The sequence below is a fragment of the Candidatus Poriferisodalis sp. genome (genome assembly GCF_965208485.1).
GTDB lineage: Bacteria > Actinomycetota > Acidimicrobiia > Acidimicrobiales > Poriferisodalaceae > Poriferisodalis.
Genome location: NZ_OZ242344.1, coordinates 2,727,164 through 2,751,630, shown reverse-complemented (window position 1 = coordinate 2,751,630; position 24,467 = coordinate 2,727,164). Strand labels below are relative to the sequence as shown.

Annotated in this window: 25 protein-coding genes and 2 pseudogenes; 14 read left to right on the top strand and 13 right to left on the bottom strand. The window is 64.8% G+C overall.

The features are described from left to right. Positions 1 to 189: 189 nt before the first annotated feature. From rpsR to ACOGXQ_RS12855, 4 genes and pseudogenes are all read right to left on the bottom strand, one after another. Positions 190 to 441 (bottom strand): annotated as a pseudogene (gene rpsR / locus ACOGXQ_RS12870) (30S ribosomal protein S18); the annotation flags it as partial. After that, on the bottom strand, positions 441 to 908 hold the full coding sequence (gene ssb / locus ACOGXQ_RS12865; protein ID WP_419944048.1) for a single-stranded DNA-binding protein: 468 nt from the start codon (positions 906 to 908) through the stop codon (positions 441 to 443). The pseudogene rpsR and the gene ssb, both read right to left, overlap by 1 nt. A gap of 11 nt (positions 909 to 919) precedes the next feature. Further along, entirely contained in the window at positions 920 to 1,255 is a 336-nt protein-coding gene (gene rpsF, locus ACOGXQ_RS12860; RefSeq protein WP_419944047.1) for a 30S ribosomal protein S6, read from the bottom strand. Between the two features lie 292 nt (positions 1,256 to 1,547). Continuing rightward, a complete protein-coding gene (locus ACOGXQ_RS12855; RefSeq protein WP_419944046.1) occupies positions 1,548 to 3,242 on the bottom strand; it encodes a transglycosylase domain-containing protein in 1,695 nt (564 codons plus the stop codon). A 60-nt stretch (positions 3,243 to 3,302) separates the two neighbouring features. On the opposite strand from ACOGXQ_RS12855, the gene ACOGXQ_RS12850 reads away from it, so the two are divergent. The 11 genes and pseudogenes from ACOGXQ_RS12850 (at position 3,303) to ACOGXQ_RS12800 (ending at position 12,862) form a co-directional block, all read left to right on the top strand. Further along, a complete protein-coding gene (locus ACOGXQ_RS12850) occupies positions 3,303 to 4,688 on the top strand; it encodes a hypothetical protein (RefSeq protein WP_419944045.1) in 1,386 nt (461 codons plus the stop codon). 39 nt (positions 4,689 to 4,727) lie between these two features. Next, positions 4,728 to 5,132, top strand: coding sequence for a DUF5318 family protein (locus ACOGXQ_RS12845; RefSeq protein ID WP_419944044.1), 405 nt, complete (start codon positions 4,728 to 4,730; stop codon positions 5,130 to 5,132). Between the two features lie 148 nt (positions 5,133 to 5,280). Next, positions 5,281 to 5,763, top strand: a complete 483-nt coding sequence (locus ACOGXQ_RS12840; protein ID WP_419944043.1) for a CarD family transcriptional regulator — start codon at positions 5,281 to 5,283, stop codon at positions 5,761 to 5,763. Positions 5,764 to 5,786: 23 nt separating this feature from the next. Beyond that, positions 5,787 to 7,601 carry a murein biosynthesis integral membrane protein MurJ gene (gene murJ, locus ACOGXQ_RS12835; RefSeq protein ID WP_419944042.1) on the top strand — a complete coding sequence of 605 codons (1,815 nt, stop codon included), beginning with the start codon at positions 5,787 to 5,789 and terminating at the stop codon, positions 7,599 to 7,601. Then, positions 7,598 to 8,467 carry a DegV family protein gene (locus tag ACOGXQ_RS12830; RefSeq protein ID WP_419944041.1) on the top strand — a complete coding sequence of 290 codons (870 nt, stop codon included), beginning with the start codon at positions 7,598 to 7,600 and terminating at the stop codon, positions 8,465 to 8,467. Before murJ ends, ACOGXQ_RS12830 begins: the two co-directional genes overlap by 4 nt. A gap of 61 nt (positions 8,468 to 8,528) precedes the next feature. After that, positions 8,529 to 10,022: a hypothetical protein gene (locus tag ACOGXQ_RS12825; RefSeq protein WP_419944040.1), complete on the top strand. Its 1,494-nt coding sequence runs from the start codon at positions 8,529 to 8,531 to the stop codon at positions 10,020 to 10,022. A 21-nt stretch (positions 10,023 to 10,043) separates the two neighbouring features. Next, entirely contained in the window at positions 10,044 to 10,415 is a 372-nt protein-coding gene (locus ACOGXQ_RS12820) for a hypothetical protein (RefSeq protein WP_419944039.1), read from the top strand. Continuing rightward, positions 10,412 to 11,389: a thioredoxin-disulfide reductase gene (gene trxB / locus ACOGXQ_RS12815; protein WP_419944038.1), complete on the top strand. Its 978-nt coding sequence runs from the start codon at positions 10,412 to 10,414 to the stop codon at positions 11,387 to 11,389. Before ACOGXQ_RS12820 ends, trxB begins: the two co-directional genes overlap by 4 nt. A gap of 187 nt (positions 11,390 to 11,576) precedes the next feature. Next, on the top strand, positions 11,577 to 11,900 hold the full coding sequence (trxA, locus tag ACOGXQ_RS12810; RefSeq protein ID WP_419944037.1) for a thioredoxin: 324 nt from the start codon (positions 11,577 to 11,579) through the stop codon (positions 11,898 to 11,900). Next, positions 11,891 to 12,034: pseudogene (locus ACOGXQ_RS12805) on the top strand (peptidoglycan-binding domain-containing protein); the annotation flags it as partial. The gene trxA and the pseudogene ACOGXQ_RS12805, both read left to right, overlap by 10 nt. Before the next feature lie 129 nt (positions 12,035 to 12,163). Next, a complete protein-coding gene (locus ACOGXQ_RS12800) occupies positions 12,164 to 12,862 on the top strand; it encodes a peptidoglycan-binding protein (protein WP_419944036.1) in 699 nt (232 codons plus the stop codon). 153 nt (positions 12,863 to 13,015) lie between these two features. Here ACOGXQ_RS12800 and ACOGXQ_RS12795 read toward each other — a convergent pair whose 3' ends face one another. After that, positions 13,016 to 13,921 carry a ParB/RepB/Spo0J family partition protein gene (locus ACOGXQ_RS12795; RefSeq protein WP_419944035.1) on the bottom strand — a complete coding sequence of 302 codons (906 nt, stop codon included), beginning with the start codon at positions 13,919 to 13,921 and terminating at the stop codon, positions 13,016 to 13,018. Next, positions 13,918 to 14,787, bottom strand: coding sequence for a ParA family protein (locus ACOGXQ_RS12790; protein WP_419944034.1), 870 nt, complete (start codon positions 14,785 to 14,787; stop codon positions 13,918 to 13,920). Before ACOGXQ_RS12790 ends, ACOGXQ_RS12795 begins: the two co-directional genes overlap by 4 nt. Before the next feature lie 297 nt (positions 14,788 to 15,084). Here ACOGXQ_RS12790 and ACOGXQ_RS12785 point away from each other — a divergent pair, with 297 nt between their 5' ends. Continuing rightward, positions 15,085 to 15,741, top strand: coding sequence for a 16S rRNA (guanine(527)-N(7))-methyltransferase RsmG (locus tag ACOGXQ_RS12785; protein WP_419944033.1), 657 nt, complete (start codon positions 15,085 to 15,087; stop codon positions 15,739 to 15,741). Between the two features lie 79 nt (positions 15,742 to 15,820). Here ACOGXQ_RS12785 and ACOGXQ_RS12780 read toward each other — a convergent pair whose 3' ends face one another. Further along, positions 15,821 to 16,315 (bottom strand): protein jag, encoded by a 495-nt coding sequence (locus ACOGXQ_RS12780; protein WP_419944032.1) that lies wholly within the window; start codon positions 16,313 to 16,315, stop codon positions 15,821 to 15,823. 170 nt (positions 16,316 to 16,485) lie between these two features. Further along, positions 16,486 to 17,532, bottom strand: a complete 1,047-nt coding sequence (locus ACOGXQ_RS12775) for a Rieske 2Fe-2S domain-containing protein (RefSeq protein WP_419944031.1) — start codon at positions 17,530 to 17,532, stop codon at positions 16,486 to 16,488. A 170-nt stretch (positions 17,533 to 17,702) separates the two neighbouring features. Here ACOGXQ_RS12775 and ACOGXQ_RS12770 point away from each other — a divergent pair, with 170 nt between their 5' ends. Continuing rightward, on the top strand, positions 17,703 to 19,745 hold the full coding sequence (locus tag ACOGXQ_RS12770; RefSeq protein ID WP_419944030.1) for a cytochrome P450: 2,043 nt from the start codon (positions 17,703 to 17,705) through the stop codon (positions 19,743 to 19,745). A gap of 11 nt (positions 19,746 to 19,756) precedes the next feature. Here ACOGXQ_RS12770 and ACOGXQ_RS12765 read toward each other — a convergent pair whose 3' ends face one another. The 5 genes from ACOGXQ_RS12765 to rpmH form a co-directional block, all read right to left on the bottom strand. Next, positions 19,757 to 20,077, bottom strand: a complete 321-nt coding sequence (locus tag ACOGXQ_RS12765; RefSeq protein WP_419944029.1) for a Jag N-terminal domain-containing protein — start codon at positions 20,075 to 20,077, stop codon at positions 19,757 to 19,759. A gap of 38 nt (positions 20,078 to 20,115) precedes the next feature. Continuing rightward, positions 20,116 to 21,345, bottom strand: a complete 1,230-nt coding sequence (yidC, locus tag ACOGXQ_RS12760) for a membrane protein insertase YidC (RefSeq protein WP_419944028.1) — start codon at positions 21,343 to 21,345, stop codon at positions 20,116 to 20,118. Further along, positions 21,333 to 21,632 (bottom strand): membrane protein insertion efficiency factor YidD, encoded by a 300-nt coding sequence (gene yidD / locus ACOGXQ_RS12755; RefSeq protein WP_419944027.1) that lies wholly within the window; start codon positions 21,630 to 21,632, stop codon positions 21,333 to 21,335. Before yidD ends, yidC begins: the two co-directional genes overlap by 13 nt. Then, positions 21,629 to 21,898, bottom strand: a complete 270-nt coding sequence (gene rnpA / locus ACOGXQ_RS12750; RefSeq protein ID WP_419944026.1) for a ribonuclease P protein component — start codon at positions 21,896 to 21,898, stop codon at positions 21,629 to 21,631. The genes yidD and rnpA overlap by 4 nt, the downstream gene beginning before the upstream one ends. Before the next feature lie 74 nt (positions 21,899 to 21,972). Further along, a complete protein-coding gene (rpmH, locus tag ACOGXQ_RS12745) occupies positions 21,973 to 22,107 on the bottom strand; it encodes a 50S ribosomal protein L34 (protein WP_419551349.1) in 135 nt (44 codons plus the stop codon). A gap of 550 nt (positions 22,108 to 22,657) precedes the next feature. On the opposite strand from rpmH, the gene dnaA reads away from it, so the two are divergent. Continuing rightward, on the top strand, positions 22,658 to 24,157 hold the full coding sequence (gene dnaA, locus ACOGXQ_RS12740; protein ID WP_419947391.1) for a chromosomal replication initiator protein DnaA: 1,500 nt from the start codon (positions 22,658 to 22,660) through the stop codon (positions 24,155 to 24,157). Positions 24,158 to 24,467 lie beyond the last annotated feature (310 nt).

The following is a 24,467-nucleotide window of genomic DNA, read 5'->3' as shown; positions in this document are numbered from 1 at the left end:
TTGGTCTCCCGCAACCGCTGCAGGCGCTCGTTCGGTCGCTTCGTGGCCCTGCTGGTCGAACTCGTCTTCAAGCTGGGCCTGCTCGTCGTCCGCGTGTGCCTCCGCGCGGCCTGGGGCCGACCGTCGGTCGTCACCGGGGCGGGGACCCCGCCGCTTGTCGCCGCGACGCTGTGTCATCGGTCGGCGCGCGTACTCGAGCAGGGCCATTTCGCGAGCGGTCTTGATCGCCCGCGCGACCTCGCGTTGCTGCTGGCGGTTGTTGCCCGAGACCCGTTGAGCACGGATCTTGGCCCGCTCCGAGAGGAACGACCGCAACAACTCGGCGTCCTTGTAGTCGACGTACGTCACGCCCTCCGTGGTGAGCGGGCTGACCTTGCGACGGCGTGGACGGTTGCGCAGATCCTTCGTGCGTGCTCGACCGGTTCGCTTGCGTGGTGGCATCAGAAGGGTTCCTCCTCAGGAGCATGCTGTGCGGGCGCGTCCCCGCTGTCCCAGCCGGAGCTGGCCGGGCGGCGCTCGCGGGAACCGCCGGCGTCACCCCCCGGTCCCCGCGGGATCCGTGTGATCTCGGCGGTCGCCCAACGCAGCGACGGTGCGATCTCGTCGGCGACGATCTCGACGGTGTTCCGTTGTTCGCCGTCCTGGGTCTCCCAGCTTCGCTGCTCGAGCCGGCCCGTGATGACCACGCGGTTGCCCTTCGCCAGCGACTCGCTGACGTTCTCGGCCATTTCGGCCCAGCAGACCACGTTGAAGAAGCTGACCTGTTCCTCCAATTCGTTGGTCTGGCGATTCATCCATCGCCGGTTCACGGCGATGCCCAGCAGCGCCCGGGCACGGCCGGTCTGGGTGAATCGAAGTTCGGGATCGCGGGTCAGGTTTCCCACGACAGTGATGGTGTTGTCAGCCATGACGCCTCCGCTTACTGGCTGTTTGCCGACTCTCCATCGAGCAGTCCGCGCCGTTGCGCTTCGTCGTCGGGGAGTCGGATGAGCTTGTGGCGGACGACGCCGTCCGCAATTCGCAGGTATCGCTCTACCGGATCCATCGCTCCGGGCTCGGCCCGCAGCTCGATCACCGAGTAGTAGCCGCGTGTCTTGTGGTTGATCTCGTATGCGAAGTCACGCAGACCCCAGAAATCGAACGAGGCGACCTCGCCGATCTCGGTGATCCGGCCCTGGATCTCGTCCATGGCAGTGCGGGCTTCGGCATTCTCCAGGTCACCGTCGCAGATGACCATCAGCTCATACGCGCGCAATTGGGGGCGTCCTCCTGTGGACCCGCCGGAGCGGGGCCCCTTGCGGGGCAGGGAATATGTTCTGCACCCGTCTTCGAGCCCGGCCCCAATGAGCAGGCCCCGCACAGACGTCGCCGGCAAACGCCATTGACGCCTGAGACGCAGCGGGCACGCAAGCACCCGCGGTGCGGCCGCAACGCTAGACCCAGCAGCCGCGGATTGCACTCGAATTTCCGGCCACCGCCGGCCGCCGCCACATCGCGAGAGCCAAAGCGAGCCCATCGCCAAGGCCACGACGGCAGGGTTCGGGGAATCAACGCGGTGCGTACTGCAACGGCGCCAGCACCGAGAGGAACAGCTCACGAGCAGTCGTCACGGCGACCTCGGCTGATTGCGAAGTGTCGAGGTTGACCCGCACGGCAGCCGTGTAGTGGGACGTCCAGCCGGCAAACCACGCGTCACCAGTGTCCGGAGCAACTCCGGCGCGGCCCCAGGCAGTCACGCCCGATGCCAGCGTGTGCTCGTCCATGTCTCCTCGCATCTGAGCGACTGCGTCGGCGCCCAGCACGGGCCGTGGGGTCATGAGCCAGCGATCGAGATCACGGTCGTCCGGCATCCGGCGCGGCGCGGTGACGGCATCCAGCACGATGCGCGAGGGCCGCTCGGACCCGTCGGCAGCGATGACGCCGAACGCAGATGCCACATCGGTGACGTCGCCGACCGTCGGCGAGCCGTTGGCCCCCTGATCCAGCCCGATCAGCGATTCAAGGATGTGAGCGACCGACCCGCCGAGATCCCCGATAGGCCAACGGCGCAATCCGGGGATCAGTTCCGCACTCGTGGCCGCGGCGGCGTTGAGGCTCAGCAGCACACGCACATCGCCACTGCGGTCCAGCACAACCACATCCGCCTCTGCCGCATCGCCGATCTGGCGCCTCGCCGTCTCGAATGCAGCCTGCTGGGCACCCAGATCGATGCTCGTGGTGACGTGCAGGCCGCCCGTGGCAACGCGATGCACGCCGTATCGCTCGACAAGCTGCAGGTACGCGTTTGTCACCGCTGTCGCGAGGCCCGCATCAGCAACCAGCAGCCTGATGAATCCGCCCGACGCAGCGTCGGGCTCGACCGTGCGGGACGGTTCGGCAACAATCCCCATATCGGCGGACGGTCGGATGTCGGCGGTGACCGGCACCGCTCGCCCGGTGGCCAGCTCGTCAGGAGTGAGGGCGCCGTTGTGAAACATGGCCCCCAGCACTCGGTCACGGCGCAGGCGGGCTTCCCGGTCCGGATCATCAGCGCCCTCCGTCGACGCGTCGATGCCCCAAGGCGCATCGATGAGCGATGCGAGATAGGCCGCTTGTGCCACCGTGAGATCTGAAGCCGGGATCCCGTACCACGCGCCCGCCGCGGCATGCACGCCGTACGCACCACGACCCAGATAGACGACGTTGGCGAAGCGCTCGAGAATCTCCGGACGGCTCAGCTGCCGGGCAAGGCGAAGCTCGGCGAGCAGCAGCCGAGCTTCGCCGACCACGCTCCCGTCAGCGAGATACACGGTGTCGAGGTACCGACGCATGATCCCGTCACCGGTACCCTCCCCCTCAGCGACAGTCCCCAGCCGTCGTACCGAGTCGCCGTGCGAGGACACATCGACGCCTTCGCCCTCCAAGAACTCCGGATCCAGCACCGCAACGATGGCGTCGACGAGCGCGGGGGCCAAGTCTTCGAGGCCGAGCGACGCTTGCGAGATCGGGGGTCCGACCTCGGCGAGCGCAGTGCCGTGACGGTCATAGAGCACGCTCGGGGCAGCCTCGACATGGGCCGGAGGCGAGGGCAGCGTGTCGAGCGCTCGGCTCAGGACACCGACGACAGCCAACACCGCTACCAACAGCCACAACATGATCCGGGCGCAGTGCCGACCGGTCCGAGCCGTCAGGAGATCGGTACGCGTCAGACGTGACCCGCGGGTTGTCCCGGCGGGTGTGCCGTCAGGTGATGGACGGTCCATGTCGCTCGCGCCGCACAGAATACAACGAATAGGTCGACTCTCATTTGTACGCTCGGAACGGTGGAGCCGAACCCAGCGGAGCCGAACCCAGCGGAGCCGAACCCAGCGGAGCCGAACCCAGCGGGATCTTCATCTGCCCGAATATCCCGACCTCCCACGACAACGCTCAGCGAGGAAGACCAGCGCGAGCTCGACGAACGGATCGGGCTGCTCGCCGAGGCGTTCGCCGATGCCGGACATCGGTTCTTTCTCGTCGGCGGACTCGTGCGTGACGCGCTGCTGGGCCGCGGACTGACCGGCGACATCGACATCACCACCGACGCCGGACCGGACCGGATCGCTCAGCTGCTTGCCGACTGGGCCGACACCATATGGGACCAAGGAAAGAGCTTCGGCACCGTGGGTGCGCGCCGTGCTGACACGACGGTGGAGATCACCACGCATCGTGCCGAGTCCTACGACAGCGAGTCGCGCAAGCCGGACGTCCGCTTCTCTTGCGACATCACGACCGACTTGGCGCGGCGGGACTTCGCCGTCAATGCCATGGCAGTCGAGATGCCGGGCTGGACACTGCTCGACCCGTTCGGCGGCAGGGAAGATCTCGCGAACGGCGTTCTGCGCACACCTTCAGAGCCGGAAGGACTGTTTTCGGATGACCCGCTGAGGATGCTGCGAGCGGCACGATTCTGCTCGCAGCTCAGCCTTTCCCCCGCGCCTGAACTCGTCGCTGCCGTTCGCAGCGTGCGGCCGCGACTGGCGATCGTGTCGCGTGAACGCATCGCGACCGAGCTCACCAAGCTCCTCGAACTGCCCAGCGTCGCGGCGGGCGCGACCTTTCTCGTCGAAACCGATCTGCTCGGCGACCTCGTTCCCGGATGGCGCGATGGGGACGCCAAGGCGTCCGCGGCTGCGCTGGACAGTCTCGGCGACCTGAGCGACCGCGTCCCCGCACGCTGGGCGATCCTGCTGGGACCCGTGTGCGACGACGCGGAAGCCGCGCGTTGCATGAGGAAGCTGCGCATCAAGGGCGCGACAATCTCGACGACCCGCTCCATTCTGCGAGCTGCCCGCGCGGCGGAGGCCGCGTATGCCGACGCCGCGGCAGCAGACGGCGCTGACGCCAAGCGATGGCTGCCCGCCGTTCGACGCCTGGTCGCCGATCACGGATCGCGCCTCGACGCCGCGCTGGTCGTGTTGCGCGCGTGGGACTGTCCGCTCAGCGAGCCGTTCGATGCCCGTCTGGCGGAAGTGCGAGCCTCCGAAGGCGAGGCGCTCAGGCGCCTTCCCGTCGACGGCCACCGTGTCATGGAGGTGCTCGGGACGTCCGGCTCAGCAGTGGGCGCCGCCTTGGCCTGGCTGCGCGAACGGCAGATCGAGCTCGGTCCGCTGAACCCGGAGCAAGCCTGTGCGCTGCTGGGGGAATGGGATCGCCAGCGTCAAACGTAAGGCAGTGCGGCGCGTTCGGCGCCCAAACACGCAACTAACGTGAGCCGCGTGGCGCTCCAGCCCTACATCGCACCCGACTCTGCGCCGCCGGTGCCGGGTTCAGTCGACTACCGGCTCAAGCGACGGCGACTGCTGGCTGATGTAGAGGCCGGCGTGGTCTCGCGAGCCGAGGCGTGCGATGCGCATCCCGAACTGCTGCGGGCAGCCCGCAATGCCGCACCGCCGCTCGGCCGCAGCTGCCCGTTGTGCTCAGACGGAGAGCTCCGCATCGTCGGCTACGTCTTCGGCCCCCGGATGGGCAGCGGCGGCAAGTGCGTCCTGTCTGACGCAGAGCTCCAGCGTGTCGCGCGGCGCAGTGGGAACTTCATGGCGTACGAACTCGAGGTGTGCCCCGACTGCGGTTGGAACCATCTCATCCGGCGCTACCCCGTGGGAGCCGACTGAACTCGATCCGTCATCGACGCAGCCAGAGCACCGCCGACTGCGCCCCTCGACGACAAAGTGGCAGTTTTGGGACTTTCTGGCATCCTTCTAGCTGTCCGGCGCGGGTCTCAATCGGCGCTCGCAGCAGTCGGCAGCGGAGCAGGTGACGATGAAGTTTGAGCTTGGCGACCGCGTGATCTACCCCCATCACGGTGCAGCGGAGATCACCGCGCGCGAGGAGCGGGACGAATTCGGCGAGCCGCGTGAGTACTTGGTGCTCAAGACGGCGCATGGCGACCTGACCGTCAAGGTTCCCGCCGACATGGTCAGCGAAGTCGGCATGCGACCGCCGATCGACACCGATGACGTCGAGGATCTCTTCGATCTGCTTGCTAAGAAAGATGTGCGCGAGCCGGCCAACTGGAGCCGTCGCTTCAAGAACCACCAGGAGAAGCTGAAGTCCGGCGACATCTACCAAGTCGCCGAGGTCGTGCGGAATCTCGCGCTGCGCGAGAACGCAAAGGGTCTTTCGGCGGGCGAGAAGTCGATGCTCGAGAAGTCACGCCAGATCCTCGTCTCCGAGCTGTCCATCAGCATGGACGTCACCGAGGACGAGGCCCGCCAGCAGGTGGAACTGCGGCTCGCCAGCTGAGCGAGCAGCGAACAGGCGCCAGCATGCGCCGACGGCTCACATTGCGCCGACGGCAGGGCGCTGCGGCGGCCGCCGCCGGCATCGGCGCCTCACGCCTGTCCGGCTTGGCGCGTACCGCGCTGGTCACCAACGTGCTCGGCATCGGCGCGATTGGCGATGCCTTCGCTGCAGCGATGCGCATCCCGAACTTCCTGCAGAACCTCTTGGGCGAGGGCGCGCTGTCAGGAGCGTTCGTGCCGGCGTACAGCTCGCTCTGCGAGCGCGACGAACGCGCCGCCGGCCGGCTCGCCGGTGCCGTTGCCACGTTCCTGCTCGCAGTCACGGCCGCTGCGGCATTGATCAGCATCTTCGCCGCACGACCGCTCGTGCGGCTCATCGCCTGGGGTTTTGACGGTGAGCGCTTCGAGCTCACCGTCACACTCGTGCGCATCACCGTGTGCGGCACGGCGCTGGCGGTACTGAGCGCATGGTGCCTGGGAGTGCTCAACAGCCACCGGCGCTTCTTCCTCTCCTATGTGGCGCCAGTGGTGTGGAATGCCACCCAGATCGCTGTGCTCGTCGGCGTGATCGCCTGGGGAGTCGCCGGAACCAGCCGAGCAACGGCGCTGGCTTGGGGCGTCACCGCGGGCGCGGCCGGACAGGTCCTGGTCCAGCTGCGTGGCGTGTGGCGGGCCGATCCGCTGATCACGCTGAACCTCCGCTGGCGTGAGCGTGAGGCCGCTGGCGTCATCAAGCGCTTCGGTCCTGCAGTTGCGGGGCGCGGCGTGCTGCAGATCTCCGCGTTCCTGGATCTCGCGCTCGCGTCCCTGCTCAGTGTGGGGGCAGCGGCGGCGATGGCTGCCGCACAGACGCTGTACCTGCTGCCGCTGAGCCTGATCGGCACGAGCATCGCCGCAGCCGAGTTGACGGAGCTGAGCAGGACCCGTGATACCGCCGTCATCGCAGAACGGACGTCACAGCGGCTGTGCGCCGCCGTCTTCGGGATCTCCGGGGCGGCCGCGGTCTATCTCGCTGCGGGCTCGCCCCTGAGCGGCACGATCTTCAACCTGGCCGGTCTGCGCAACGCCATCACAGACGACGACATCGCGCTCATTGCGCTTGTGCTCGGGGCCTACTCGCTCGGTCTGGTGCCGCTGGTGGCGTCACGGCTGTGCCAGAACGTCCTGTTTGCCGCCCGAGACACGCGGACGGCGGCCACGATCGCCGCGATCCGCTTGGCTGTGTCCCTGATCATCGGTGCAGCGCTGATGCTGCCGCTGGACCGCGTCCTGGTCATCGATGGCACTCTGACCGGATTCGGCGACATCGATCTGTTCTCGCGGAAGTCCACTTGGTCGCTGCTGGACACGAAGATTCGCTCCGACCCGGCGTTGCCGGCCCGTTTGGGTGCTGTTGGGCTGGCGCTGGGCGCCGCCGCCGGAGCGTGGGTGGAGTTGGGCTTGCTGCGCCGGGCGGTGCTGGCGCGCCGCTCGGCGCGCGGCGGGCTGCCGCGCCGATCCGACTGGCCTGCCCAGCGGCTCTTCGGCGGGTCGGGCGCGCGTCACCTGGTGCCCGCCGCCGTCGCACTGGCTGCGGGAATCCCCGCATCGCTGGCGCTGGACGTTCTGCCGGCGGTACTGCAATTCGCTGCAGTGGCAGCGCTCATGGCCGCAGTGCACATCGGTTGCGGCCTGGCGCTCAAGCTGCCCGCGGCGCAGACACTGATTTCGCTGCTGCCCCGTCTCATGCTGATCATGCTGAACTGGTGTCAGCGACCCGAGGACAGTCCCGGCGATGGCACCGCCAACGAAGGGGCACAGCCGACGGCCCACAACGAAGAAGGAAACTCCAAGCCATGACATCTCCATCCCCGGTGCACATCATCACCGACAGCTCTTGCGATCTCAGCGACGATGCCGTCGACGAGCTCGGCGTCACGATCGTCCCGCTGGAGATTCGCTTCGGCACCGAGGCATTCGTCGACCGAGTCGAGTTGAGCACGGCCGATTTCTGGGAGCGCTGCCAGTCCGATCCCGACTTGCCCTCCACTGCTGCGCCGGCGCCAGGCGCCTTTGCGCAGGCGTACCAGCGCGCCGCCGACGCCGGCGCTTCCGAAGTGGTCGTCATCACGTTGAGCAGCGATTTGTCGGCCACCATCGAGGCCGCCCAGCAGGCAGCCGGGGCCCACACTGAACTCGCTTGCCATGTCGTCGACAGCCGGTCCGTGAGCGCTGGGCTCGGCCTGATCGTCATCGCTGCTGCCGAACTTGCGGCCGGCGGGGCCAGCGGAAGTGAGATTGTCGATTTCGTGCAGGCAGCAGCGCCGCGCGTCCGCATTCACGCCGCCTTGGACACCTTGGAGAACCTGCGCAAGGGCGGTCGCATCGGGGCGGCTCAGTCGCTGCTCGGATCGGTGCTGTCGATCAAGCCGCTGATCACGGTGACCGACGGCCGCGTCGAGCCGGCCGGCAAGCAGCGGACACGGACTCGGGCACTCGCCCACCTGGTCGGCTTGGTGTCCAGCGAGAGCGAGAACATCGAACGGCTCGCCGTCATGCACGCAGACTGCTCCGACGTCGACGACTTCGTGGCCCGGATTGCTCCCCTCACCGATGCGGAACCTGAGGTGATGATGATCGGTCCCGTCGTCGGCGCGCACACGGGCGCCGGAACGATCGGCGTCGTCTTCATCGAGCGGGAATCCGCGTCCTCTGCTCAGGAGTGACCGCGACAGCCAGTGCCGCCGACCCGTCAGGTCCAGCCTCCGGGGCTGGGTGTGCACCCTGATGACGGACCCCAGCGTCACCAGGGAGCGGTACGAGCGGCACGAACTGCTCCAGCCGGGTGCAGTCGAGACGTGGTCAGGTCTGGACCGCACGCTCAACCGGCCGGTCACCATTCGCAGGGCGTCCGCCGACAGCGAAGTCGGCCACCGGCTGCGCTTGCAGGCCAAGGCACTCGCACAGGTGGAGCATCACGGCCTCTTGCACATTCTGGACACTTACGACGAAGCCGAGCATTTCGCGATCGTCACCGAACAGTTGCCCGCCAGGCTGCTGGTCGACGAGCTCACCGCACCCAACGGGGACATCAAACGGCTCGCCCCATCGGAAGCCGTCCGCATCGTCATCGCAGTGACCGAAGCACTGGCGGTGCTGCACGGTTCCGGCTTTGCCCACGGCGGCGTCGAGGTCGACTGCATCGGATGGCGTGCCGAGGTGGGCTGGGTCATTCTCAATGGCCCGCCGACTGACGACGCAGTCACCATCCCGGCCACCCGACGGGCCGACCTGGTCTCAGTCGCCGTGCTCGCTCATCGCCTGATCGCCGGAGCAGCTCCTCAGCGACGTCCTGACGGCACCTGGGAGCTGGATCCTGTTGTGCCCGATGTGGTGGCGCCAGTGCTGGCGAGAGCTATCAGTGCATCGGATCCATGGCCCGACATGCCATCGATGCTGCTCGCCCTGCGCACTGTCGTCGATGATCTTCCGCACATCGACGGCAGCCACACCGACCGGAGATCGGTGTGGCAGGCCGAGCGCCATTGGCTCGCACCCGTCGGCGTGCTGGTGGCCGCTGCAGCGACGCTGATCGGGATCGCCCTGCTCATCGAGCAGCCCGAAGATCCCGATCAACCGGCTGCACAAGCCGTCACCACGACCGCTCCGAACGTCGAGGCACCGCCTGTCGTCACCGTGGCACCGAGCGGAATCACGGCAGTTGCGACGCCCGCTTTGCCTCCCGCCGTGTCCGCTCCGACCACAGCTCCGCTCCGACGTGCGCCCGTCCCGCTGGAGTCCATCACCGACTTCGATCCGGCCGGCGATGACCGGATAGAGCACCCGGAGCGGCTGATTTTCATCAACAACGACGATCCGACCACCGGCTGGAGCACAGCGCGGTACAGCACTCGCGACTTCGGCGGGCTGAAGGACGGTGTCGGACTTGTCGTCGTGCTTGGGGCCGACGATCCGGCACCGCTGAATCGCCTCGCGATCGACTCCCCCACCGTGGGCTGGTCGTTCGAGGTCTACACCTCGGCCGAGCGAAATCCTACGCTGATCGGCTGGGGCAGTCCGGTGGCGGTGGCGCAGGGCATCACCGGTTCGACGACGCTCGACCTGCCCGGCACCGACGCAGCAGCCCTGCTGGTGTGGATCACCGACCTGGGTGACGAGCTTCCCAGCGGCGGGCACCGGGTGACCGTTTCCAGGATCGAGGTCAGCGCAGCACTGCTCGGGGCAGAGGCACCTCCGGGTACCGATGCAGTCACACCGTGACGCACCACTAACCTGCCGCCGATGAGTCCCGGGCGCGGTGCCGACCGTTCGAAGACAGAGCGCAGCCGCGGTGCGTCACACCAAGACGCCAGGGGAGCAGTCGACGACAGCATTGACGCAGCCGTGACCAGGTTCACCGATGCGGTGGAGGCCGTTCGCTCGCGCACGAGCGGACCCCTCGTGACCGCTGTTCGCGCGCTCGTCTACGGCGTGGCGATCGCAACGGCCGCCGTGGGCGTCGTGGTGCTCGTCGCAGTCGCCGCTGTTCGCGCGCTCGACATCGTGGTGCCCGGCGAGGTGTGGGCAGCCCATCTCATCATGAGCGCGGTGTTCGGCCTCGCGGGCGCTTGGGCATGGTCCAAGCGCCGTCGGAGCGGGACGGTCCGAACATGACGAGCGCTGACCCGGGTTCCGATGGTGCCGCCCCGGTACGCGATGTCATCATCATCGGCAGCGGGCCAGCGGGCTTGACCGCAGCGATCTATACGGCCCGTGCTCGCCTGGCGCCGCTGGTCATCGAGGGCGAGCCGTCATCGACCTCCGATCAGCCTGGTGGGCAGCTGATGCTGACCACCGAAGTGGAGAACTATCCCGGCTTTCCCGACGGCGTCATGGGTCCTGAGCTGATGATGAGCTTTCGGGTCCAAGCAGAGCGGTTCGGTGCCGAATTCCAAACCGCCAAAGCGACGAGAGTGAATTTCGACGAACGACCGTTTGTGGTCTGGGCAGGTGACGAACGCCATCTCGGCCGCACCGTGATCGTGTCGACCGGAGCTCAGAGCCTGCTTCTGGGCTTGCCGAACGAGGAGCGGCTGATCGGCCACGGCGTATCCACCTGCGCGACCTGTGACGGGTTCTTCTTCCGGGGCCAAGAGATCGCTGTAGTGGGAGGAGGCGACAGCGCGCTTGAAGAAGCCCTGTTCCTGACGCGCTTCGCCTCCAAAGTGCATGTCGTGCACCGGCGTCACGAACTCCGGGCATCGAAGATCATGCAGGACCGCGCGTTCGCCAACGACGGCATCGAGTTCCTGTGGAACTGTCGGGTGTCGGAGATTCACGGCGACGAACGACTCGAGGGTCTCACGCTCACCGACACCGTGACCGGTGAGCGCTCCGCCCTCGATGTCACCGGACTCTTCGTCGCCATCGGTCACCGGCCCAATACCGAGCTGTTCGCTGACTGGCTGGATCGCAAGCCGAACGGCTATCTCGTGACCCAGGCCGACAGCACGCGCACGAACATCGCCGGCGTGTTCGCCTGCGGCGACGTCCAAGATGACTGCTATCGGCAAGCGGTGACCGCCGCCGGCTCTGGATGCCAAGCGGCCATCGACGCAGAGCGGTGGCTCGAAGCTCACGGTCACTAGCCCGGTGTCCACAAACGTTCGCGCGCTTGCGAACTTCGGATTTGCCCGCAGTTCCAGTATTTTGCTGCGGTGTCACCATGCTCACCATGCGTAGGCATGGTGACACCGCACTAGCCCGGTCGATCAGCCGCCGTGTGTCGAGGCGGAGGCGTTAGCCTCGCTGCAATCGCTACATGAGGAGCCTGCAATGGCCGAAGGCATTTCCGCCTTGGACAACAGCACGTTCGACGAGACCGTCGGGGGCGCTGACAGCCCGGTGCTGGTGGATTTCTGGGCCGAGTGGTGCGGGCCGTGCAAGATGATCGCCCCCATCCTCGAGGAGATCGCGGCGGAGCACGACAACATCCGCATCGCCAAGGTCAACGTGGACGAGAGCCCTGACTTGGCGATGCGCTACCAAGTGATGAGCATCCCGACGCTCATCATGTTCCAGGACGGAGAACCGGCGAAGCGCCTCGTCGGCGCCAAGCCGAAGAGTGCCCTGCTGGCTGAGATCGGCGAATTCCTCTGATCCGACCCTTCGGCATCGGCGCGGCTGGTCCGCACGTACGAGACCTCCAGCACCGGCTGAGCGCGACGGGCCATTGGAGCGGCCCGATCAGCGGAATCTTCGACACCGCGACGGCTGATGCCGTCCGGGCATTCCAGCTTCAGCGGTCCATCGATGTCGACGGCATCTGCGGTCCCGAAACTTGGGCTCTGCTGATCGAGGCCGGCCAGCGACTGGGAGATCGCCAGCTGTACCTGCGCACGCCGCAGCTGCGCGGCGACGACGTGTCCGAGGTGCAGCGGATGCTCAGCACGCTGGGCTTCTCGGTCGGGCGGATCGACGGGATCTGGGGCCCGCTGACCGCCTCCGCATTGGCTGACTTCCAGCTCAACATGGGCCTCGGCGGCGACAGCGTCTGCGGCAGGCAGACACTGCAGACACTGCAGAGATTGGTGCGCCCCCTCGGCGACGCTTCAGTGGTGGCACACATCACCGAGCGCCGACGGCTCGAGACTGCGGGCGACCAATTGGCGGGCCACCGGATTGCAATCGGCGAGGCCGGCGGTCTCGAACCGGTCACCGCGTCCGTCAGGAGGGCCATCGGGCGCAATGGGGCGGAGGTGCTCACGGTGCACCATCCCGACTGGTCCGCACAGGCAACACAGGTCAACCGGTTCGGCGCAGCCGTTTACATCGGTTTCGAGGTGAAGCCCGCGGCGCCGTCGATCAGCTATTTCGAGGGACGTCACTTCGTCAGCCGGGCTGGTCAGCGGCTGGCTGCTGACATCGCGAGGCGCCTCAAACCAATGTTCGGTGAGATTCCGACGCATGGCATGGGTCTGCCGATGCTGCGCGAGAGCGCCATGCCTGCAGTGCTGTGCAGGTTTGAAGAGTTGGGCATTCTGCTGGAGCGCAACCGGAAAGTGGCCAACGCTGTGGCCCAATCCACACGAGATCTGCTGGCCACCCAGTCGTCTGCGTGATCCTGCGCTCACCGTGCCGCAGGTGGGCGCAAACAGCGTTCGCCTTCTCCCCAAGTTGTCCACAGGAAGTGGACAACAAGTTCGGATTGAAGCTGTGAATCCGGCCTGCTGAGTAAACCTGCGCCGAAGCCTCAACTCGCTTGAGCCATGCGGTCAACCTTCAAGAGGAAGTTGAAGGTTGACCGTCATGGTGTCGTAGAGCCGGGAGAGATCTGCTAAATCGGCGAATCTGATGACGATATGTCCCCCGCGAACCCCGACCTGAACTTCGACCGAAGTTGCCAACGCCTCAGACAGCACCGCTTCTACCTCAAGGGCCGCGGCCGGGCGATCTGCATCAGGAACGGCATCGGTGTCAGCGTCTTGGTCGTCAGTTTTTACAGGCTGGACTCCAGCTTCAGGCACTGCGTCCAAGGATCTGACAGCGTCCTCGACGGCGCGGACTGACCAGCCCTCGTCTACCACGCGCTCGGCCAGCAGTTCGATCTCGACTGGATCCTCACAGCCCAGCAGCGCTCGCGCATGACCGGCGGAGAGTTCGCCATCCAAGAGATAGCGCTGCACAGTGACCGGCAGCGACAGGAGCCGCAGTGAGTTGGTGATCGCCGCTCGGCTGCGCCCCATGCGGCGCCCCAGTTCAGAATGCGTGGCACCGAAATCGTCGATGAGCTGTCGGTATGCCGCGGCTTCTTCCAGAGGATTGAGGTCCGCCCGATGCACGTTCTCGATCAGGGCATGCGTCAGGCTCGACTCGTCGTCGGCAGCGCGCACAACCGCTGGGATCGTGTCCAAGCCAGCGATCTGGCTCGCCCGCCAGCGACGTTCCCCGGCGATGATCTCGTAGTGCCCGACAATGCCGGTCTCGCGCACCACGATCGGCTGCAGAACGCCGATCTGCCGGATTGAGTCGGCGAGCGAGTCGAGCGATTCTGTATCGAAATGCTGTCGAGGCTGCAACGGGTTGACCTCGACAGCGCCGAGCGGGACCTCTCGGTACGTCGACTGGCCAGTCGGGATCAGAGCACCCAGCCCGCGTCCGAGACCTCGCTGGGCGTTCATGTGGACGCTCCCTCAACGACCTCATAACGCCCGTCAGTCCCCAGAGCGTCGTCAGCACCGTCGAATGGACCGACAGCCGAACAATCCACGACGACATGGCGTGGATCTCCTCGTTCATGAATCTCTCGGGCAAGTTCCCGGTACGCAACGGCACCTCGACTCGTCGGTGCGTACACGGTCACGGGTTGGCCGACGCTCGGCGCCTCCGACAGTCGCACCGATCGAGGAACGACGACTTTGCAGACCCGGTCTCCGAAGTGTCGACGAACATCACTGACCACTTCGGCCGCGAGCCGCGTTCGGGCGTCATACATGACCATCACGATGGCGCTGATGACCAAAGCGGGATTGAGTCCCTCGCGCACCATTTCGACGTTGTGCAGCAGCTGGCCAAGCCCTTCAAGCGCGTAGTACTCGCACTGGACGGGCACCAAGATCTCTGTAGCTGCGCTCAAAGCGTTGACGGTCAGCAGGCCGAGCGACGGGGGACAGTCGACAAAGATGTAGTCATAGTCGTCGATCAGGGGATGCAGTGCGTGGCGCAACTTCAATTCGCGGCTAAAGGCAGACACGAGTTCTATCTCGGCTCCAGACATCTCCAGCCGCGCTGGAGCCACTGCGAAATTCTCGATTTCGGTCGGCTGGATGCAGTCCTGCAGGTCAGCGGTACCCAACAGGACCTGGTACATCGAGAGATCCAGCTCGCGCGGGTTGATGCCGGCGCCGGTCGCAGCGTTTCCTTGCGGATCCATGTCAACGAGGAGCGTCCGCTGACCGGCATCCGCGAGCGACGCACACAGATTGACCGTCGTCGTCGTCTTGCCGACGCCGCCTTTCTGATTCGTCACCGCAATGATCCGACTCATACCGTCTCCGCTCGACAGCAGCTAGTCCCTAGTCCCTAGAGGAAACGCCGATTGGCACGCCATCTCGTTGAACCGTTCATCTCTTCCCGCTCTTGTTCCCAATCTCGATTGGATACAGGCTCACGGGCCGCTCGGGCCACGGCTTCGCCCTGTGCTGTCCGCTCTAGCTCGCTTCGCTCACGGGCCGCTCGGACCCGGGACGCAACCTCTGAGGGTACGCCGTAATGCCGTACCCGGCGGGGTCCCGTCTGCTCCAATGTTTCACGTGAAACGTCTCGGTTACCGTGAATTTCTGCCATGAGCGCTGACGATGAACGGCTTTTGGAGGTGCTCCAGCGCGGTCAGCGACGGGGTTTCCTCGGAACCGGGGATCTCCAAGCGCATCTTCGGCACGCGCGTGCACACTGCAACGCAGCCAATCCAACACCGGGTCAGCGCTGGTGCGACTTGGGGAGCGGCGGAGGAGTGCCCGGCTTGGTCATAGCGCTTGATCTGCCCGAGGTCAAGTTCGTCCTGCTCGACCGCTCTCAACGTCGAACTGAGTTTCTCGCCGACTCCGCTCACCGCCTCGGCATCGGCGGCAGGATCCGGGTCGCCTGCGGGGACGCTGCCGACCTCGCCCATCGTCCTGAGCACCGGCATGTCTATGACGGGGTGGTCAGCCGGGCCTTCGGTACGCCGGCGACAGTTGCGGAGTGCGCCAGCGGCTTGGTGAGACCCGGCGGCCGACTGGTCGTCAGCGAACCGCCGAGTTCAGATGCGCCGCTCCAGGCGTCATCGAGCCGTGATTCCGAACGATCTCGCTGGCCGGCCGATCCGCTAGCGGAGCTGGGCTGGGATTTCGACGGCCACGCAGGCGAGGGTCCCACGTTCGCGATCCTCACGCGCCGGCCATCACACCAAGGCATCTATCCCCGAACGTGGAAACAGATCCGCAAGCGGCCGCTCTTCTGAACGCGCTGTCTCTGGGGGCTGCTCGGGCCTGAGCTTCCCGCTCTCGCTCACTCCGCTGACGGGCCGTGGACCTTGGGACTCAGCCTTCGGAACTCGACGGCACCAGCACAACCCGGCGACGCGGCTCGTCACCGACCGAAATGGTGTCGACACCTGAAATTTCATTCACCGTGTCGTGCACAACCTTGCGGTCTGCCGCATTCATCGGCTCCAGTCCCCGCTCAGTCCCCCGTTCTGCCACCGCCTGGGCGAGCTCACGAACGTAGGCCTCGAGTGCTTCACGGCGTCGCTGCCGGTAGCCGCCCACATCGACGCGGACACGGGCACGCCGCACACCGGGAAGACGGCGCTGCAGCATGGTCTTGGCGACTTCCTGGAGTGCCACCACATGACGTCCGCGCGGACCGACCAGCAATCCCAAGGACTCATTGACACCCTCGAGGTTGATCTCGAAACTGTCGTCATCTGCGGCCACGGGTACCGCCGTTGCCTCGATGCCGAACGCATTCACCAAGCCATCCAGAAACTCCTGCACCATGGCTTGCTGTTCGGCTGTCGTTGTTTCACCTGTCATCTTCATCACCTCGGATCGGGCACACATGCGTTGGGACCCGCCGCACATCGGGCGGAAGCAGTCCACGAGTGCTGCTGTCGGATCGTCCGCACGACGTGAGCGATGCTCAGCCTAGGGGTCTGCAGCCGCGGAACCCCTGAGATTCGCAACCCTCATCGCGACCGAGGAACTCAGAGTCGGGGCGGCTCGCGCTCGCTGGGGTAGAACTGCTCACAGTACGCCCGGTACTTCATGATTTCGCCATCTGTGCGAACGAGCCGGGGGCGTGGCACGTAGTGCTTGCGACTCCAGATGACCACATCCTGTTGGACGTCACGGATCTGAAGGTCCGCAACGAACTTGTTCATGATGGGCGCTCGCATCCGCGGCGGCAAGAATCTCAGGCCGACGATGAAGCGCTTGGGTTTGTGCAGCGGGCGCATCCTCGACACGATCGACAGGTCGATCAGCTTGCCGTCGACAGGTGTCGCCAACACCCACAACCGCGCATCGAAACCGATGGAATGCTCCTTGAACTCGACGAACGAGTAGCCGAGCCCGACAACATTCGCGACGGCTGTCACCTCCAGGCTCAACTTGGCCACCTTGGCGATCCTTCGGGTCGTCGAGAAACCGAATCGGCTCTCGAGCCGCGGCCCGTCGATCACCACTGGCGTCTCGCCGGTGACGTTGTGGTATCCGTGGATATAGCTCAGGTGAGCAATGTCCACCGAGTTCTCGCTCGTCTCCTGCGGATGACCGGCAAAGCGAACCGTCCGGATCTGCAAGTCCGTCCAGTCGTCCCCGGATTGAGGAAGGCCCGGCAGCTGCCACTGCGGGGGTCGCCCTCGCAGTCCCCACCAAGCGAAGATCAGACCGGCAACTTCGTGTACCTCAAAGAGTTCCAGCCTGGCCGAACGGGCTGGCGCCCCAGACGGGGTGGCCACGCACTGCCCGCTCGCGTCGAACTCGAATCCATGAAAAGGACAGACAAGTCGCCCATCGACGATCGTCGTCCCGGCCTCCGGCCCAAGATCAGAACCCATGTGCGGACATACCGACCGAGCCACACAGATCTGGCCGGCAGCGCCGCACCAGATGACGATCTGCTCGCCCATCCAAGTCCGCTCCACCAGCCCGGCCTTGCGGACAGCGTCTCGCGTCGCGATGAAGTACCAGCCCTCGGGAAACGGATAAAGAGAAGTAACGTTCGTTCCCTGTTCGGATCTCGCAGTCATCAGGTCGTGTTCTTCGTCCGGAAATGCTCTCGGCAGGCTAGGCCGGATCGTCGGAACCTCCGGGAAGTGCCGATGCTGCACGTACCTCACCTCCGAGTATCCGTAAACTTGGGGTCGGTTTTTCAGAATGCAGAGCCGACCACCGTGCACACCGTGATCCGGAGAGTCTCTTGAGTATTGCGACGACAGCATCGACGAGGGAGACGGCTGCGAAGCCGCTCGACCTGACTGAAGAACTCATCCTAGTGCTGCTCAGCGAAGAGAGCGGGTACTTCCACCAAGTTCCCGGTTGGCATCTGAACTGCGCCATGGCCGGTGCGGCGCTGGCAGAGCTCTCGCTGCAGGCGCGCATTGACACCGACATGGAGTCGCTCATCCTGCTGGACCCCACCCCGACCGGCAAGCCGATCTTGGATCTCGCCCTCCAGCACATCTCCAACGAGTCCAACCAGCACAATGCCCAGTACTGGATCGAGCGCCTCGCGCCTCGCGCCGAGATGATGATCGACTTGGCGTTGGAACAGCTCGTCCGACTCGGGATCCTCGAGCATCACGACGGCGACTTCTGGAGCTTGACGGCAGCGGCACGGCACAGCGACTTCTTTGCGGGTGACGACGACGACACGGCTGTCCAATTCATCAAGACGCGCATTGGCAGATCGATCTTGCTGGGTGAGATTCCCAGCCCGCGAGACGTCATCATCATCGGTCTCGCGCACACCTGCGATGTCCTCCGTTTCATCTTTGAACTCGACGACGAGGCGGAGGAGCGGATCCAGCTCATCTGTCAAATGGACCTGATCGGCAGAGCCATTGCCGATGCCGTCGCGCACAACCTCGTAGCGTCGCTGCTCAGAAGCTCTGCGTTGACGAAGTCGATACCCAAGCTGCCGCTGAAGAAGCTGCTGCTCAATCGCCATTTCCTTCGGGGAAACATCCCTGCCGTTTATGCGCAATTGACTGAAGAATTCGGCCCAGTCTTCCGGCTCAATCCGCTGTTCTCCAAGCAGGAAATTACCTTCTTATCAGGTCCTCAGGTCAATCGTTGGGTTCACCGTCATGGTCGAATGCACCTCAGGGCAAGCGACTATCTCCGAGGTCTAGAAACCGCTTATCACGCCTCTGGATTGTTACCTGCACTGGATGGTGCAGATCACTTTCGCATGCGCAAAGCACTGCGTACCGGCTACGGTCGAACGAGATTCGAGCAACAACTCGAGACGGTGTATCAGCATGCTCGAACGTACATAAGCAACTGGAAGGTCGGGGATACCTTTGGAGCCGTTTCCATGTGTCGTGGTTTTTCCGGTGCTCAAGTTACACCGTTCCTCGCGAGCATTGAAGCAGACGACGTCATCGATGACCTCATCACCTATAAGTCCCGCGTGCTCATGACCCAAGTCGTGAATGTCTTGCCAAAGTTCATGCTCAATACCCCAGCCATGAAGCGAAAGAAGCAAGTCGTCGACGTTCTGTACGATCGCGTCCTAGAGTCTCACACCGCCGCGCAGAGGGCTGGTTGCCCTCGCGATCTTGCCGACGACGTGCTCAGTTTGCACAGCAGCGACCCGATATTCGTGCCGGAGTCAAATCTCAGCTTTACCTTCTCAGCACCTGTGCTGGCGGGCATGTACGCAGGAGATGAGCTCAGCTTCATCCTGTATGCCATGGTGTCCCAACCGCATCTGTATGAACGCATCCAGACAGAAGCTGATGCTTTGTTTGCCGATGGAGAGCCGTTGTCAGAAGACTTGAATTCCTCAGCGGTTGACGTCACTCGACGATTCATCATGGAGTGCTTGAGGCTGTGGCCCACCGTTCCAATGTCGATCCGCACTGTGATGAATGCATGCGTCGTCGAAGACTATGAATTGCCGGTCGGCTCCAAGGTGTTCATCGCCACGACCGCACCGCACTACATGAGTGACGTTTTCCCGGATCCATTCACCTTCGACATTGACCGCTACCTGCCCTCACGTGGCGAGCACCGGACTCCAGGCTATGCACCATTCGGACTTGGTACGCATAGTTGTCTCGGTTCACACATGGTTGAATTGCAGATGCTGCTCAGCCTCTTGATACTCGCGCACTATTTCACCTTCGAGATCTCTCCATCGAGCTACCAGCTGAAGATCAGCCCATTTCCGTCGATGTCACCCAACAAGCGGCTGAAATTCAAGATTGCGAAGCAGCGACACCCAGTGGCGAACTGAGCGATTCCGGGTCAACTTCGACCTGATCGGGAACGCCGCCGGGACGACCGGCCGCCGCCCTTTTGACCTTGCTTGGCGTCCTGACGGCGCTTGCCTCCGCCGGATCGCCGACGCTGGCGCCGATCGCGCCGAGCCTCACCCACGCGCGGCGGCGGGCCGATGGGGCGGACACGCACCCTCACCCGGGCTGGATGGCGCCGGAACCCCCAATGGGATCTCGTCGGAGCAGCCAAGACCTCGATGTCCGCGTCCTCGGCAGCGACCGAGAGCGCGTCAAGCGCACGGTCACGAGCCTCATCGACGCTCGTCCCGGTCATCACGATCCACTCCACGGCAGCGTCCTAGATTCTCGGTCTCGCCGGCACGATGCTCATCGCTTGCGACGGTTGCGGGTCCGGCCATCTCCCGAGGTACGGCGACTCTGGATTCGCTTGGGTTCTGGTTCGGGCGCTGATCGCCCCCGCCGACGATTTCGGCTCTCCGCGGCATCGCGGCGCGCCCCCGAATTTCGCCCGTCAAGAGATGCCCCGCGGCGGCGGCGCTTGGGAGGCTCCGGAGCCGGCCCCGATGGTTCCCGAGTCCGGCGCACCGCGGGAGCTACGGGAGCTTCGGGAGTTACGGCTTCCCCGACGTTGTTGCTCTGCTGGTGTGCTGTATCTTCTCGCCGCTCAGCGCGACGCTCCGCCCGAGCCGCGCGACGCTCTGCCTCGGCGTCGAGGGCCTTGCGCGACCGCTGGTTCGGCACCGAACGCTCGGACTGCGGGTCTGGCGCCGTCTCGGCCTCGATGACATCACCATCGCTCTGGGCAGCAGCGATGGACTGCGGAGGCTTCATCGTGGCGTGAATGAACGCTTGGGTCAGCATCCGGTAGATGCTCGACACGATGAAGTACGGCACCAACGCTGCCGCCACAAAGAAGCTGAACACCGGCAGCATGAAGGGCAGGTACTTCATCATGATTTCCATCTGACGGTTCGGCATGGTCGCAGTGCCGCGCCGCCTCGCCATCTGGCGCTGCTGAAGCCAGGCCAGCACGAACGTGACCCCCACGAGTGCCAGATACGGCAGACCCTCCACGAAGTCGGCCTGCACGACTTCCCGCGCCGACTTGGCCAAGTCCATGCCGAGCGAGCGCATCTCGCCGTAACCGTCAGTGCCGATGGAGTCGACCAGATCGGTGTAGAGCTGCGAGTCTTCGCTGAGATTGCGTGGGTACGAAGCGTCTGGGTTGCTGGGGTTGTGCGGGTTGTCTGGGGTGACGCGCAGATTCCAGATGACCCGGTACAGCACAAAGAAGATCGGTATCTGCACCAAGTTCGGCAAGCACCCGCCCAGCGGGCTGACCCCGTGAGCCTGGTACAGCTTCATGAACTCTTCGTTCATCCTCTGTCGGTCGCCGGCGAATTGCTTGCGCAGCTGTGCCATCTCGGGCTGCAGTGCCTGCTGCTTCGTCATGGAGCGGGCGCCTCGCAGCGTGAGCGGTGTGAACAGCAGCATGATCGCCAGCGTGAGCATGGCGATGGCGAACGTGTAGTCGTTGACCAACGAGTAGAACCACGCCATCACGCCGGCAATGCCATCGAAGATCACGTCGAACATGCGTGCTCCGATATCTCGGCGACTGGGTCTGATTCTGGGTCTGATTCCTGCGTGGAGACCACCCTCGCAGGCACAGGGTCATAGCCCCAGCCACCCCATGGGTGGCAGCGGCAGAGGCGCCTGGTGGCCAGCCACCCGCCACGGACGGCTCCCCAGATGCGCAGCGCATCCAGCGTGTACTGCGAGCACGTCGGATCGAAACGGCACGACGGCGGTCGTGAGCGGGGGAATGCTCGATAGAACCGCACTGCCGCCACGCCCACGCGCGCCAACGGGCTGGGTTTCATGGTGCCCCCTCTTCGGGCCCCAGCAGCGCCCCGGCGGACTTCAGCAATTCCAGCAGCTGGGCCTGTGCCCGGCGGTAGGTCACCTGCGAAGCCGATCCCCGCACGCCCAGGAGATAGCGCCCAGGCCTCACGCGGTCGGCGTGTTCGCGCAACAGCGCCCGCAGCCGCCGTCGCACTCGATTCCGCTGAACGGCGTTCCCGCTGGACCGCCCGAGTGCGAACGCCACACGCGGACGCTCGAGTTCCGTGTCCGCTGCGAACGACATCCACAGCAACTCGCTGTCGCAGCGGCGACCGCGGCGCAATGCTGCGAAGTCGGCCCTGCTGTGGCACGAATCAATCAGGCGCTCAGCCGTTGCCGGCCCTTGCGTCGGCGAGAGTTCACGATTGCCCGGCCTGCGCGAGTGGACATGCGATGACGGAAGCCGTGCCGACGCGCCCGTCTGCGATTGTGAGGTTGGTACGTGCGCTTCACGCTGCAGCCTCCTGGAGGTTCAGGCCGCGGGCTGGTCCACGAATTGCGGTACGGCGGCCGGAGCGTGCCCGAGTCGCCCCGGGAGCACCGACAGCCTACGGGTGTCGATGCGGGTCGGCACCGCGAGTGCCTCGCATCTCAAACGCGCGGCCAAGCGTGCTTCATCGCGCGCGACGAAGCTGTGCAGGCCTTGGTCAGTCGCGGCACAGATGCCCCGACATGCAGTGAGCCAACCGCCCGATCTCTCTGCGGCAAGCGCCTGCTAGTGCGGGTGTTGCGCATCTGTCGCCGAGTTGCCGACCCGGTGTCGACCGTGGCGTCGCGAGCGCCCGAGAACGCGCACTTGCGATATGCGAAGCGCAGCCATAGGTTCGCCGTACCGGATGCCGCTTCGTGGCCCGCAGGCGATCAGCGAGGTTGCCCGGGTTCACGACGGCCGCAGGCGAAGAAGGTTGTAGTAGTGAGTTTTCCGCCTGCGAACATCGCATCGCACGAACCCGACAACCATCGCGACAGTCCAAGCTTCCAAGACTCACTCAGCCCCTCTGAGATAATTCCATCCCATTCCGCTGACCTAGAGGCCAGTACGCGCGCTAACACCGACGAGCTGTGGTCGAAGTGCCGTGAGATTCTGCGGCGCACGGTATCCGACGCGCTCTGGCTGGGATATTTCCGCCACTTGCGGGTCTTGCACATTGACAGTGAACTGGCGGTATTGATCGCGCCGAGCAACATGATCCGCGATCGCATCCAACGCCGTTACATCCCCATGCTTCACGCCGCCTTTGAGCAGCTGCCGGTGAGTCCTCAGATATATGAGATCGAAACCCGTCCCGAGCTCGACGATCTCGACACCGATGCGGATTCTCACGACGTCAACGCCATCATCTCCGATGACGAGGCCTCGAACGCTCTAGGCGGCGAGACGTGGCACCCCGCCGGCGGGGTTGCCCAACCAAGGCTGTCAGCCCCGACTCAGCGGAGCTACAGCCCATCGGTCTCCGACATCGCAGAGCAGCAACCAGTGTCGGGGACCGACATCACCAATCCCCGGTACACGTTCGGGAGCTTCGTCACCGGCAGCAGCAACCGGTTCGCCCAAGCCGCCGCGTTGGCGGTCGCGGAGACGCCTGGAAGCGCCTACAACCCGCTGTTCATTCATGGGGGCACTGGACTGGGGAAGACGCATCTCCTGCAAGCCATCGTCAACTATCTGGGCGACACGCTGCCGGAGCATCGCGTTCGCTATGTCTCGACTGAGACGTTCCTCTCCGAGTTCATCGAAGCCATTCGTACGAATACGACACCGGCATTCAAGCGGCGCTATCGCGAACTCGACGTACTACTGCTCGACGACATCCAGTTCATGGAGGGCAAAGAAGGCCTGCAAGAAGAACTCTTCCACACCTTCAATTCCTTGCATGTGACCGGTCGGCAGATCGTGATCTCGTCCGATCGGCCGCCTCGCAGCATCGCGACGCTGTCAGACCGCCTGCGCAGCCGCTTCGAATGGGGCCTGATCACCGACATCCAGCCGCCGGATCTGGAGACCCGGGTCGCCATCCTGAGCAAGAAGACCGAGCATGGCGACGTCCCTGACGAAGTGCTCGAGCACATCGCGCATCTGATCACGAACAACATCCGCGAACTCGAAGGCGCATTGGTGCGCGTCACTGCGTATGCCAGTCTCACTCGCAACCCGGTGAACCTCGAGACAGCCCAGCAGATCCTCAGCGACGTCAGCGCACCCCAAGAACGTCCGATCACCCCGGACCGGATTCTCGAACTGACGTCGGACATGTTCGGCTACCGCATCACGGAACTCACCAGCCAGAGCCGGCAGCAAGGCCTAGTGAAGGCCCGCCAGATCAGCATGTACGTGATGCGTGAGCTGACCGACCTGAGCTACCCCGCCATCGCCAGCGTGTTCGGCGGCCGGGATCACACCACCGTCATGCACTCAGTGAAGAAGATCAGCAGTCTTCTCCCTTCCGAACGCCGGGTGTACGACCAGGTGGCACAGCTCATCGCGCGGGTCCGGGCCGCCTGACCGCAGCTCAGCGGCTGTCCGTTGCTCGGCGGGCGCGCTGGCGTAGGGTGTCTCCGCATACTGTGGACAACGAGTGGAAAAGCCCGCGATTCGCCTTGGGACGAATCGGGCTTTTCCACTCTCAGGACGGCAAGACGAAAAAAACGATGCAAAGCTGTGAACACAACAGGCACCATTGTTGACAGACCATGCTGCTCTGACCTGCGAGAACAGCTGGTCATCCACAATCCACAGCCCCTACAGCCAACATCAGAGGAGTCTCAGCCTTCATATTGAGGGTTGTGCATCTCACCGGTCTGAATCGGCCAAG

Coding starts and splice junctions, on each gene's coding strand:
- rnpA (WP_419944026.1), bottom strand. CDS start 21,898: ATGTCGTTCGCAGCGGACACGGAACTCGAGCGTCCGCGTGTGGCGTTC.
- ACOGXQ_RS12775 (WP_419944031.1), bottom strand. CDS start 17,532: ATGACTGCGAGATCCGAACAGGGAACGAACGTTACTTCTCTTTATCCG.
- ACOGXQ_RS12825 (WP_419944040.1), top strand. CDS start 8,529: ATGACGGACCCCAGCGTCACCAGGGAGCGGTACGAGCGGCACGAACTG.
- trxB (WP_419944038.1), top strand. CDS start 10,412: ATGACGAGCGCTGACCCGGGTTCCGATGGTGCCGCCCCGGTACGCGAT.
- yidC (WP_419944028.1), bottom strand. CDS start 21,345: ATGTTCGACGTGATCTTCGATGGCATTGCCGGCGTGATGGCGTGGTTC.
- ACOGXQ_RS12785 (WP_419944033.1), top strand. CDS start 15,085: ATGAGCGCTGACGATGAACGGCTTTTGGAGGTGCTCCAGCGCGGTCAG.
- ACOGXQ_RS12840 (WP_419944043.1), top strand. CDS start 5,281: ATGAAGTTTGAGCTTGGCGACCGCGTGATCTACCCCCATCACGGTGCA.
- trxA (WP_419944037.1), top strand. CDS start 11,577: ATGGCCGAAGGCATTTCCGCCTTGGACAACAGCACGTTCGACGAGACC.
- ACOGXQ_RS12795 (WP_419944035.1), bottom strand. CDS start 13,921: ATGAACGCCCAGCGAGGTCTCGGACGCGGGCTGGGTGCTCTGATCCCG.
- yidD (WP_419944027.1), bottom strand. CDS start 21,632: ATGAAACCCAGCCCGTTGGCGCGCGTGGGCGTGGCGGCAGTGCGGTTC.
- ssb (WP_419944048.1), bottom strand. CDS start 908: ATGGCTGACAACACCATCACTGTCGTGGGAAACCTGACCCGCGATCCC.
- ACOGXQ_RS12855 (WP_419944046.1), bottom strand. CDS start 3,242: ATGGACCGTCCATCACCTGACGGCACACCCGCCGGGACAACCCGCGGG.
- ACOGXQ_RS12820 (WP_419944039.1), top strand. CDS start 10,044: ATGAGTCCCGGGCGCGGTGCCGACCGTTCGAAGACAGAGCGCAGCCGC.
- ACOGXQ_RS12790 (WP_419944034.1), bottom strand. CDS start 14,787: ATGAGTCGGATCATTGCGGTGACGAATCAGAAAGGCGGCGTCGGCAAG.
- ACOGXQ_RS12780 (WP_419944032.1), bottom strand. CDS start 16,315: ATGACAGGTGAAACAACGACAGCCGAACAGCAAGCCATGGTGCAGGAG.
- ACOGXQ_RS12830 (WP_419944041.1), top strand. CDS start 7,598: ATGACATCTCCATCCCCGGTGCACATCATCACCGACAGCTCTTGCGAT.
- murJ (WP_419944042.1), top strand. CDS start 5,787: ATGCGCCGACGGCTCACATTGCGCCGACGGCAGGGCGCTGCGGCGGCC.